We start from the raw sequence: 12,774 nt of genomic DNA, 5'->3' as shown, positions 1-12,774 counted from the left end.
TAATACCCTTGGCGCATGTCCGTCATCATGTAGTCAACCCACTGATGGGGGCCGGCGCTTTTTCTTTCAGGGAATCTTTTGTGCCAGCCATTCATCTTGACACTAAGGGTACATAGCAACCCACCGAGCGCCGCGTGATTATCTTCTACCAATTGTTTGAACTCACCAAAGCGTTCCGCATTCATGTCTTCCCACATTGCTTCGGTGCTTTGCTGGAACACGGCGAAACGATCCGACAGCACATCGCGTAGCTTGGCAGTCTTGGCTTCCAGCCTTTTACAGACCTTCATCGCTTCAGGATTTTGACTGAGCTGATTGTGCCGGGAAATTTCATAACATGCTTCCAAAAAGTCCATAATCACCGGCGCGATTGATATAAGGTTTTGCCGGTAATAGGCGATGGAAAGATAAATATCGCCATAATCTTCCAGGAACTGCGGCACGGATTGGAGATCAATGTTCAAGGTGTCGGAAATGGTTTTGAGCTTCTGTCGGGCGACATTGGGGTCGGCGTCGCGAAATAGTGCTTGAATGTCGGTTTCACCAGAAGCTGTTCCGTCATCACCATAAATTTGCATAATCAGCCGGTCGGTGAACGGCTTCATGTAGACCGCCAGTTCTTCTTGTTTGCTTTTTGAAAGAGTCAGGTGCTTGCTGTCGGTAACATCGACTCCCATCTCGCGGAGCGAAATGCGTAGGCTATAGACATCGTAACTGTGTAGTGCCGCCAGCTTCTCTATCATCGCCGTATCGCCGGTATCAATGTCGGCAAAGGTTTCACTCAGATCAAGCGGCCTGATGTGGCCACTGCCTGCGCCATCGGAAGCAAACATTTCTACCACCCCTTCGAGGTGGTTGCTTTTCATCAGGCGGACCTTTCGAAGCCCAGGCGTTTTGAGCGGTAGAACCGCCAGGGGTAAAATCCAAAGTGAATCTATATCCGCTGCTTTGACTGAAACGTCCGTACTCACAATACTCATGCTTCCCAACTCCGGTGCTCGACCAGCCCCATGCCTGTATAAGCTCAATTTGTAATTGGCGAACGAAAAAACAAGCTAATTCCCACACGTAACATCTAACATTTACGTGATCCCCTGGAGGAAGATAGACTGACTTGCTGACAGGAAGCTGAATTCGCATACTTTGGAACAACATTCTTTTCGACAGGGGGACTCTATGCCAGCCGATAATATCGCCGACCGCCAACTAAAAGCCGAAACCTTGGTCCTGCATGCGGGCCACCGGAAAGACGCCGCGACCAATGCCGTCGCCGTACCGGTTTATCAAACCACGGCGTATCAGTTTGATAGTACAGAGCATGCGGAAAATCTGTTTGCGCTCAAGGAATTAGGCAATATCTACACGCGCATCATGAACCCAACCTGTGCGGTGTTGGAAGAACGCGTGACGGCAATGGAAGGCGGCGTTGCAGGACTGGCATTAGGGTCCGGTCAAGCGGCCTCGGCGTTCGCCGTGATGAACCTTTGCCGCGCTGGCGATAATTTTGTGACGTCGACGGATATCTACGGCGGTACCTGGAATTTGTTTGCCAACACACTGAAGGACCTGGGCATTGAAGCGCGATTCGTTGACCCGTCTGACCCGGAAGCCTTCCGCGCGGCGACGGATGATAAGACCCGGTGCTACTACGCCGAAACCCTGCCGAACCCGAAGTTGCAGCTATTCCCCATCAAAGAAGTCGCCGACATCGGACGAGAACTCGGCGTGCCCTTGATCATGGACAACACAGCAGCCCCCATTCTCTGCCGACCGTTGGATCATGGCGCGGCCATCGTCATGTATTCCACGACCAAGTACATCGGTGGGCACGGGACCTCCATCGGTGGTGTGATTGTTGACGGTGGCAATTTTGATTGGGAAGCCGGCGGTGATCGCTTCCCGACCTTGAACCAACCGGACGCGAGCTACCATGGTGCGGTTTGGACGGAGGCGGTGAAGCCCTTGGGGCCAATCGCCTATATCCTGCGCGCCCGGGTGATTTTGCTGCGCGACATGGGCGCGCCGATGGCCCCGATGAATGCGTTTAATTTTATCCAAGGGCTTGAGACCTTGCCGCTACGCATGGAACGTCATTGCGAGAATGCGACCAAGGTTGCCGATTTCTTGAATGGCCATGAGAAAGTCGAACACGTTATTTTCCCAGGACTGCAAGATGGCGAGAACGCGCGGCGCCGGGATGCCTATCTTTCGGGGGGTCATGGTGCGCTGATGGGGTTTGAACTGAAAGCCGGTCGTGAGGCTGGTAAAAAGTTCATCGATGCGTTGCAGATGTTCTACCACGTCGCCAACATTGGGGACGCCCGCAGCTTGGCCATTCACCCCGCAACGACGACTCACTCGCAGCTTTCTGAAGAAGATCAACTGGCGAGTGGTGTTACACCCGGTTACGTACGGCTATCGATTGGCATTGAACATGTTGACGATATCATTTGGGATTTGGAACAAGCGTTAGCGCAAACCTAAGGTGCTCCCATGACGATATCAGTCGAACCTCTTGAAGGCCCCATGGGAGCGGTCGTGCTGGGTCTGGACTCAGCCAAGCCGATCAGCGACGAAGACTTCGCCGTGGTCGAAAAAGCCCTGCACGATCACATCGCCATTGTCGTGCCGGAGTTGCAAGAAAACGTTGCGTGGCTGCGTGCTTTTGGCAATCGCTTCGGGCCGCTGATCCCGCACGTACTGGATCAGTACCACCATCCGGAAACTTATGAGGTTTCGATCATCGCCCGGAACATGGACACGCCGCAGTCGCGCACCACAGTCATCCCTGCGGGCGCGTTCTGGCATTCGGACCTGAGTTATGAGAAAGACCCGTCGGATGCGATCTTCCTCTATGCCACACACCTGCCCAGCACCGGTGGCGATACCTTGGCGGCCAACATGGTGATGGCGTATGAGACGTTGCCGGATGCGATGAAGAAAAAAATCAACGGCACGACGGCGACCCATCGTTGGGGCTGGAACACCGACGGCGGAACACCAACCCTGAATACTCAGCAGCAAGGCACCCACCCCGACGTCAGCCAACCCGTCGTCCGCACCCATCCAAATACCAGGCGAAAAGCGTTGTTCGTGAGCCCGGGCTACACCGTCAAAATCAACGAGATGGATCAGTCCGAAAGCGACGACACCTTGGCTGAACTGTTCGACCACGCCCTAAACCCAAATTTCCAATACCGCCACGCTTGGACCAAAGGCATGCTCATGGGCCTCGACAACCGCTCGGCCATGCACTGCGCCGTGGATGATTACACGGAACCAAGATGCATGCTGCGGATGATTGTGGGATGTACAGAGAGGATAGGGCGGGACGCAAAGGGTGAGGTTTGACTCCCCTTTATCTTTTTCCGCTTGGAACCATGTCTCTAGCTTTCTGAATGTCCGCTTCGCCCCCGTCATCTCAACCGGCCGACGCAATACACGCTTAGAGCCAAAAGCGGCTGTTCAGAGCATCCTAATGTACAGCGTAAATTGAATGTATTTGTGAAAATTTTGCTTCAAAAAATAGTGTGATTCTGTAACACAATGACATCGTTGAGAAATAATCCAGTTACAAATGCGTCTTATTATTACTAAAGTCGTAAAGAGCTATTGCATAGGCTGGGTGATATATAACTAAAGACAGAAACGGTGATCTGGTCAGTATACAAACACCCGGTAGAAGCGTCCGGTGCCCAGAGCAAGAAATTCGCCGCCATGTTCCCCATGACCGCCCGGCCTGTACAACGTCTCAATCGACGTTTCTTACTTCGTGGAATGTAAAAACACATTACTAAGTACCAAATGTTACATCATCAAGGATTAGTCTCATGACCAACTTTTTCAACAATCTCAACATCAAAGCCAAGTTGCTTGCTGGCTTTGGGAGCGTCGTCGCCATCATGGCTGTCGTGGCAATTCTAAGCTACACCAACTTCGTCACCGTAAGTCACGAAATCGAAGAACTTGTCAAAGTCGCCGATGAAGCAGCGGAAGTTGCCCATATTGAGGCGGAGTTTCTGAAACTTCGATCCCATGCCCGTGAATTTGCCAGTTTAGGGCATGAAAAAGATGCGAAAGAGGTCGATAAAATAGCCAAAGAATTGGCACCTGCGATCAAGAAGTTGATCGAAGATGTGAAGCACCAACCCAAAATATTGGCGAAGGCGACCCATCTGAATAAAGAATTCAATATATACATCAAAGACTTCGAGAAAGCCAAAGTGCTGGAGCACGAATTCCAAGGCTTGATCCACAAGAAGTTGGAACCCGAAGGCGTGAAAATCGTTGAAGATCTAAACGAAATCCTGAAACAGGCCGCCAAAGAAGGTAATCGCGACGCCATGACTTATGTTGGCATCGCCCGTGAACACGCTCTGAAAGCCCGGCTTTATGCCAACATTCTAATCGGGCGCCAAGACGATTCCTTCGGTGCCAAGGTCCAACATGAATTCCAGGAATTAGCCCTGGCCCTAAGGGCGCTTGGGGGGTCTCTTCACACCGCCGGTGAAAAGAAACTTCACCACGAAATTAATGTTTTGCTGAAGGATTACATCGCGACCTTCAATAAAATCCACGAAGACGAACAAGAACTACGACATCTGGTTGACGGAGAAATGAAAGAAGCCTCCCATCAGTTGGCTTCTGATGCGGAATGGATGATGAAAGAGTTTAGCAAGGAAGAGCATCACATTCGCGAAGAAACCGAACACACAATCGCATTTGCTGAAACTGAGGTTTTGGTTATTGGTATAGCCGGTGTCGTTATCGGCATCTTGCTTGCCTTCTTCATGGGCAACAGCACCTCCAAACCTATCGTCTCCATGACCCACGCCATGACGAGGCTTGCGGCGAACGAACTCGATACCGAGGTGCCTGCGAAGGACCGCGGCGATGAAATCGGTAGCATGGCCGAAGCGGTTCAAGTCTTTAAGGATAACGCCTTGGAACGTGTGCGCTTGGAAGCAGATGCGGCCGAACGGGCTAAGCGAGAAGCTGAGCGTGTGGCAAAGATCGACCAATTAACATCTTCTTTCGAAATGACCGTGGGCACGGCGTTAGAGACCGTCGGTGGCGCCGTGCAACAAATCGAATCGACCACGAAGTCTCTCGATGCAACGGCCAACGACACGAACATGCAAGCAGCCAGTGCATCATCTGCTGCGGAGCAGGCTTCTGCCAATGTTCAAACAGCAGCTGCCGCAACTGAGGAGCTATCATCGTCAATTGATGAGATCACGCGGCAGGTCAGTCACTCCACGGATATTGCCCGCTCGGCAGTCAACAAGGTCGAAACAACCAACGATGATATCCAAGGTCTGGTCCAGGCCTCACAGAAAATTGGCGAGGTTGTGGCTCTGATTACCGATATTGCAGATCAAACCAACTTGTTGGCCCTCAATGCCACGATCGAGGCCGCGCGCGCAGGTGATGCGGGCAAAGGCTTTGCCGTGGTTGCATCTGAGGTCAAAAACCTCGCCACCCAAACCGCCAAGGCAACCGAGGAAATCGGCATTCAAATCCTTGATATCCAAAATGCCACCCAGGCTGCTGTTGCAGCTGTCGGTGACATTGGCACGACGATCGACGAGATGAGCGAGGTGACAACGACCATTTCTGCGGCAGTAGAACAACAAGGCGCTGCCACTCAGGAAATCGCGCGCAACGCTGAAGAGGCTGCTACCGGCACAGAAGACGTTTCAAAGAACGTTGCCGAAGTTTCTAAGGGTGCTGGCGACACCGGAAACTCCGTTAAAGATATGGAGAAGGTTGTGATGTCCTTAAGAACCGAAACCAATTCCCTGCGCCAGGAGGTGTCATCATTCTTGAGTAACGTGAATGCCGCTTAACGACGAACGTCCTCCTCTATATCTGGGCCTGGTGCGCAATCACCGGGCCTTTTTTTTGAGCACCCAAGAAAGATTTACGCGAGGCAATGTTCGATAAAAGTCCGCACAGGGTCATCAGCAAACTAAATCACAGGCCTAGAAGGATATCCGCTTTACTCCGGTGGAGGCAAAAATAGTCGACTGGACACTGGCTATGGAGTTTTCTACAGACCGTATTACGTTTTTTACAAAATCCTCGCATTTACGCTTGAAAAAGAAAGATTCAAACCAAGATAGATACGGATACCTCGTTTGGAACATTGAGGGCAGGATTGCTTGTGTCAGTACGACAAAATCTGCGCATTCTATATATTGAAGACGACGAACATCTATGTTCGTTGTTCAAGGAGCGTATGCAGCAGGACGGATATACTGTTGAGTATGCGCTTACGGGTGCATCCGGTCTAAAAAAATTCCATAGCGGTTCCTATGATCTTTTAGCCTTGGATTTCGATCTCCCTGATATGAGGGGGCTCGAAATTGCTCAAGAGGTCTTGAAATTAGAACCCAAAATTCCAATCGTTATGATTACGGGAAGGGGGAGTGAGCACGTTGCCGCCGAAGCATTATCGGTCGGGGTCTCGAGCTATGTCATTAAGAACAATGAACAAACTTTTCTGGAGCAATTGCCAGCTACGATTTCACGCCTGTTAGAAAATGCAGATAGAAATTTAGAATCCGCGGTTCCCCAAGACAATTTTACGACAAGCGAAGATTTCCATCGAATTCTCACCAGTTTTGCACCAGTCGCTATTTTTGTTCATGCAGATGAAACCGTCGTCTTTGCAAACCCGGCGGCCGTTGAGTTGATGGGGGCAGAATCTCCTGATGATCTAATTGGAAAAGCGTCCTTGGAACTGCACCATCCCAACCAGCGTGAATTAATCAAACAGCGTATTACGGAAATGGAAACTACCGGAAAGTCGGCTCCACCCTTGGAACTTCAATATATGCGCCTGGATGGGAGTTTTGTTGATGTAGAAACACGTGCCGCATCTCTGAATTATCAAGGACGCCGTGCACGGATGGTGATGGTTCAGGATATTTCTGATCGGAAAAAGGCCGAGAGTATTCTTACCGATACGATTGAAAGTATTCCTGACGGAATCGCATACTACGATGTTGATGATAGACTTGCCCTGTTTAACGAGAACTTCGTTAAGGGCCGGGACGAACTAAAAAACATCCTTAAACTAAATATGACGTTTGAGGAGCAGGCCCGTATCCGGGAAAAGACAGGCTTGCGGGACAAGTATCTAAAAGATAAGAAATTTTCTATTGAAGAGCGGCTAAAACGTCACCTTAATCCAGGTAAACCTCATATCGAATATCGTCCCGATGGCCGGATTATTCAAAGCCGAGAGACAAAAACACCAAACGGTGGCATTACTATTATTCGGACCGATGTCACTGATTTTCAAGCGGCCTTGGATAATGCGACGAACAGTGACAAATTTCTCCGCACGTTTCTCGACAATATTCCTGCTGCCGTGAACCTAAAAGACCCAGAGGGTCGATTCTTGCTCGTCAATAAGACGTGGAACCAATGGTTCAACCCGGACAATTTTAGTTTCATTGGCAAAACTCGAAGTGAAGTATTTCCGGCTGAACATGTGTCAGATGTTTCATCTATTGATAAGGAGGTATTTAAGTCCGGTAATTTGGTCGAACGAGAACTACAAACACCTTTAAAAAATGGGATCGTTTTGACCACTATTATGCAAAAGTTCCCGATAACCAATTCAGACGGTGAAATAACAGCAATCGGGACGATCAACACGGACATTTCTGAACGCCAAAAGCATAGGGACGAATTGCAAAAGGCTCACGATTTATTGGAATCCCGTGTTCAAATTCGGACTAAAAACCTGGACCAACAGATCACCGAACGTAAGCAAATAGAACAAGAGTTGGTAGAACAACAAGAACGCCTCCAAGGAATCATGGATTCCGTTGTTGATGGCATCATCACCATTAGCGATAAAGGAAAAATCCAATCCTTCAACAAGGCGGCAGAGACCATCTTCGGATACCAAGTTGATGAAGTTATTGGTAAAAATATAAATATTCTGATGCCTAATCCAGATAGGCGTAAACATAATTCCTATCTTAAAAATTATCACGCAACAGGTGAGCGTAAAATCATCGGCATGGAACGTGAAGTGACGGGTTTGAGAAAAAACGGCACAACGTTTCCAATGTCACTTGCTGTGAGTGAACTCAAGCGATATGGAAAATCTGTTTTCACGGGAATTGTTCGCGACATCACTGATCGTAAAATGGGAGAAGAATTAGTCGTAGCCAGTCAAGCAGCCACGGAGGAAGAACGGAGAAAGCTGCAATCTGCAATAGATAGTCTGCATGAAGGTTTTGCGTATTTTGATGCTGACGATAAATTGAGTAACTTCAATGTGCAGTTTCAAAACCGCCAAGAGAAAACGCCGCACTTATTAAAAATAGGTTTAACGTTTGAAGAATACGTAAGACAGCGTGTTGAGATAGGCCAACTTCCAAACACCATCGGACGCGAAGAAGAATTCATTAAGGAAAGGATGGCCCGACACGAAAATCCTCAAGGTTCTGCAATCAGCCAACATAGCGATGGCACTTGGCTATTGGTAAATGAAACTCGAACTTCGGATGGAGGAACTGTCCTAACCACTCTCGATATTAGTGACCTGAAAAATGCTGAGTTAGCCTTGCGGAACTCTCAAGAAACTCTACTCGATGCAGCCGATAGCTTCGCCGAAGGGTTCGCATTATATGATGAAAATGACAAACTGGTTTTCTTTAACCAGCAGTATAAAGATGCCATGGACGACGTTTCCGATATTATTGAAATAGGTATGCCCTTCGAGCATTTCTTAAGAACTCGGGCCGAACGTTCGACAAGAAAGGATGGTCTCAAAAGAGATGAAAGTTATATTCAGGAACGCTTGGCTTGGCATCATGATCCTCGCGGTCATTTAGAGAGAACTTATCCCAACGGGAAGTCCGTTCAAATTAGTGGGTTCAAAACCAAAAGCGGCGGAACAGCAATTGTTCGTACGGACATCACAGAACTTAAACGAATACAAAATGAGTTAAGTCAATCTAGGCAAGATGCAGAGGCCGCTAATCAAGCGAAATCTGAATTTCTATCTTCGATGAGCCACGAACTTCGCACGCCCTTGAATGCAGTTCTCGGATTTAGCCAGATGTTGGAATACAATCCAGATGAACCCTTAACAGAGTCGCAAAAGAATTCTGTGATTCACATTAAAAAAGGCGGAGGGCATCTTCTGGAACTCATAGATGAAGTCCTTGATTTAGCAAAAATCGAAGCCGGAAAAATCGATCTTACAATCGAAAATGTAGAGGTCGCTGCACTGATAGATGATTGCATTTCTTCAATTGGTACGATCTTAGAAAGTCGGGAAATTGAACCTATCGACCGCTCATTATACAAGGGGGATGAAGTGGTCCGGGCAGATGTTACTCGGTTTAGACAGATATTGTTGAACTTGCTTACGAATGGCGTCAAATACAATCGACACGGTGGAAAATTGACCATCTCCACGACTAAAATGCGTAATAATTTTTTGAAGATTAGCGTCACGGATACAGGGGAGGGAATCCAAAAAGATAAGCATTCGGAACTATTTCAACCTTTCAGTCGCTTAGGTCAGGAAACGACGGAAATTGAGGGCACAGGAATTGGCCTGGTCGTAACAAAGAGGTTGGTTGAAGAAATGGAAGGAAATATCGGATTTGAGAGCGAGGTCGGTAGGGGCAGCACATTTTGGTTTGAACTCCCCTTGTCCCAAGAAGTGAACATTGTGGAGGAAACAACGACCAATAATGTTCAGAATGATATTTTCAGGAAACTCTCCGGCAAGGTTCTTTATGTTGAAGACAATCCCGCGAATCTAGATCTCATGAAAATGGTCATATCTCGTGTGGATGGGTTAAGCATGATCTCGGCCAACAACGCGGAATCTGGCATAGAATTGGTTCTCTCTGAAAACCCCGATCTCGTCATTATGGATATCAATCTACCAGGAATGAATGGATTTGAGGCTCTCGAGAAACTCAATGAAATAAATGAAATTTGGAACAATCCCGTCATCGCTCTATCGGCAAATGCTACCAAAGGCGATATCGATAAAGGAAGAAAGGCTGGGTTCTACGACTATCTGACGAAACCAATAGATGTCAGTGTCGTTCTTCAAACAATTGAAGATGCATTGGGTCTTAATTCGGAGACTTGATCGTATATATTTTCTGCTTTCGCTCACCAGCAGACCAGATCACCGGCCTAGATTGATGTTTGCTTTAGGCCGGGGGACGCAAAAAATATGGCGACTGGACACTGGCTTTGGAGTTTCCCACAGGCCGTTTTACGATTTTTAGCAGCTTTCTCGAGATTTGCGCTTGCTGCCTCTACCGCAAATACCCCTTATCGCGAAACCACTCGACCGCATCGGCCAACGCTTCATGCGCGGGGCGGGGGGTGTAGCCTAAGTCGCGTTTCGCCTTTTCGCATGAAAAGAACATTTTTTTCTTTGCCATCTTGATACCGTCCAGGGTCGCAAAAGGTTCTTTGCCTCGGGTTAGGCGTGCCCAGCCTTCGGCGAGGGCGGCGAAGGGGAGGATGGCGTTGTGGGGGATGCAGACTTTGGGGGGCTTGCCGCCGACGATGCCAGCGACGTCGATGAGGATTTCATACAGCGTCATGTTTTCACCGCCGAGGATATAACGCTCTCCCGACACGCCTTTTTCCATTGCCAGTAAATGCCCTTCCGCAACATCATCCACGTGGGCAATATTTAGGCCGGTATCGACATACGCCGGCATTCTACCAGAGGCGGCCTCGACGATCACGCGGCCGGTCGGTGTTGGTTTGATGTCGCGCGGGCCGATGGGGGTGGAGGGATTAACAATTACCACTTCCAGGCCGCCTTTATCGATCAGCCCGCGAACTGCTTCTTCCGCCAGGTACTTTGATTGTTTGTAGGGGCCGATCATGTTGGCGTAGGTGACAGGGGTGTCTTCGGTGCCGTGGGGGGGGACGGGATCGATGCCCAGAACCGCGACGGAACTACAATAAACCATTCGCCCGATCCCGGCTTCAGCGGCGGCGAGCGCCATATTGCGCGAGCCTTCTACGTTGGTGGCCAGCATCGATGCCGGGTCCAGGGTCCAGAGCCGATAATCGGCGGCAACGTGGTAGAGCCCATCACAGCCCTTGCAGGCGGCGATCAGGGAGGCATTGTCCGTTAGATCACCAACGGCGACTTCGACGTCCAATCCCTCAAGGTTTGATCTATCCGAATTCGCCCGCGCCATGACGCGAACGGACTGGCCCCGGTCCAATAGCTTTCGCGCCACCGCCGAACCGACAAAGCCTGTCGCACCTGTTACCAAAACCGTCATTTATGGTGTGTCTTTCTTGCAAATCATTGTTCTTACTTGGCCTATCATAGGAATTATACCAAGTCTCACTAATAAAGACTCATAGAGATCGCATATAAGGTCCGTCGGGTAGGAGAAGTGACGCAGGCGATGCCCCGCATCGGCAAGACTTTTCGACGCCCTCCGACGGGCCTTATATGCGATCCGAAGGGCGGCTTCACAAGGCTTTCGGACAGCGTTGCGCCCGCCTTGCGATGCCCTAAGCATCGCTACGACGAACGGCTCCTTGCCGAAAGTCTTGTGAAGCCGTCTCTATGGGCCTTTATTAGTGAGATTTGGTATAAGAGCAAGGATTTGACGGCCAACCCATAGTAATTTCACAGAAACTCCCTATATTTCGCACGTTGATAGCGCGTGCATTGGGACTGGAAATGGGCTACATCCTCTTCCCGATTCCAATAAAATCGCGTACGGTACGGTGACGGCTGATTTATCAGCTGGTGTTGGGGTCTTTTTAAAGGGGTTTTCTGCTGTGACTGAGAATAGAGAAATCCGCGTTATGTTGGCGCAACCTCGTGGGTTCTGCGCTGGCGTTGAACGCGCTATTGAGATCGTTGAGAAAGCCTTGGAACTCCATGGCCCGCCGGTCTATGTGCGCCACGAAATTGTGCATAACAAACACGTCGTCGAAAGCCTTCGCGCCAAGGGGGCTGTGTTTGTCGAGGAAGTTTCCGACATTCCCGACGGTGCGGTAACAATTTTCAGCGCCCACGGTATTTCCGAAGCGGTCGAACAACAAGCCCGCGACCGGGATTTACCGGTGATTGATGCGACCTGTCCGCTGGTTTCCAAAGTCCACAAGGAAGGCCAGAACCACGTTCGTCATGAACGCGAAGTGATCTTGATTGGCCACGCCGGCCACCCGGAAGTCGAAGGCACCCAGGGGCGTATTCCCGGCGGTGTGAAGCTGGTGACCAAGACCGAAGACGTTGATTCCCTCGACATTAAGAATCCAGATCAAGTCGCCTACGTTACCCAGACCACTTTGTCGGTTGATGATACCCGCGATGTGATTGAAGCGCTGAAAAATCGCTTCCCAAAAATTGTCGGCCCGGATGTTAAAGACATTTGCTACGCCACCCAGAACCGTCAACGTTCGGCCCGCGATTTGGCCAGCCACGTGGATTTGCTTTTGGTGGTCGGCGCACAGAACAGCTCCAACTCCAATCGCCTGCGCGACTTGGGCGTCGAACTCGGCATCCCCAGTCATTTAATTGATGATGCCGATAGTCTGGATGCGGATTGGTTGGACGGGGTTAAGACCGTTGGCTTGACCGCGGGAGCCTCAGCCCCTGAAGAATTGGTTCAAGGCGTGATTGATCGCCTGGGTGAATTTGGCAATGTGGTGATCGAAGAAAATCCCGGCGTCGAAGAAACCGTTCAGTTCAAGCTACCCAAAGAACTCACCCAACATCAGGCTGCCGAATAGCGG

7 protein-coding genes are annotated in these 12,774 nt (G+C 49.7%); 5 read left to right on the top strand and 2 right to left on the bottom strand.

All coding sequences use genetic code 11. The features are described 5' to 3' along the window. A partial coding sequence (locus HOM51_07200; GenBank protein MBT5034293.1) for a hypothetical protein occupies positions 1–980 on the bottom strand: 980 nt, incomplete at its 3' end. Between the two features lie 196 nt (positions 981–1,176). Here HOM51_07200 and HOM51_07195 point away from each other — a divergent pair. The 4 genes from HOM51_07195 to HOM51_07180 all read left to right on the top strand — a co-directional run bounded on the left by HOM51_07195 (position 1,177) and on the right by HOM51_07180 (position 10,138). Beyond that, complete coding sequence (locus HOM51_07195) at positions 1,177–2,484, top strand: bifunctional O-acetylhomoserine aminocarboxypropyltransferase/cysteine synthase (GenBank protein MBT5034292.1); 1,308 nt, start codon at positions 1,177–1,179, stop codon at positions 2,482–2,484. Between the two features lie 9 nt (positions 2,485–2,493). Further along, positions 2,494–3,351 (top strand): TauD/TfdA family dioxygenase, encoded by an 858-nt coding sequence (locus tag HOM51_07190; protein ID MBT5034291.1) that lies wholly within the window; start codon positions 2,494–2,496, stop codon positions 3,349–3,351. Between the two features lie 479 nt (positions 3,352–3,830). Further along, positions 3,831–5,849, top strand: coding sequence for a HAMP domain-containing protein (locus HOM51_07185; GenBank protein ID MBT5034290.1), 2,019 nt, complete (start codon positions 3,831–3,833; stop codon positions 5,847–5,849). 317 nt (positions 5,850–6,166) lie between these two features. Then, positions 6,167–10,138, top strand: a complete 3,972-nt coding sequence (locus HOM51_07180; protein MBT5034289.1) for a PAS domain S-box protein — start codon at positions 6,167–6,169, stop codon at positions 10,136–10,138. 172 nt (positions 10,139–10,310) lie between these two features. On the opposite strand, the gene HOM51_07175 is transcribed toward HOM51_07180, so the two are convergent. After that, the gene (locus HOM51_07175) at positions 10,311–11,303 is read right to left on the bottom strand and encodes an NAD-dependent epimerase/dehydratase family protein (protein MBT5034288.1); all 993 of its coding nucleotides are present in this window, start codon (positions 11,301–11,303) and stop codon (positions 10,311–10,313) included. A 511-nt stretch (positions 11,304–11,814) separates the two neighbouring features. On the opposite strand from HOM51_07175, the gene ispH reads away from it, so the two are divergent. Further along, positions 11,815–12,771: a 4-hydroxy-3-methylbut-2-enyl diphosphate reductase gene (gene ispH, locus HOM51_07170; protein ID MBT5034287.1), complete on the top strand. Its 957-nt coding sequence runs from the start codon at positions 11,815–11,817 to the stop codon at positions 12,769–12,771. The last annotated feature ends 3 nt before the right edge of the window (positions 12,772–12,774 follow it).

The organism is Rhodospirillaceae bacterium, from assembly GCA_018660465.1.
GTDB lineage: Bacteria > Pseudomonadota > Alphaproteobacteria > Rhodospirillales > JABJKH01 > JABJKH01.
Note: the sequence above shows the minus strand (reverse complement) of the source record. Positions and strands in the feature narration are given on the sequence as shown.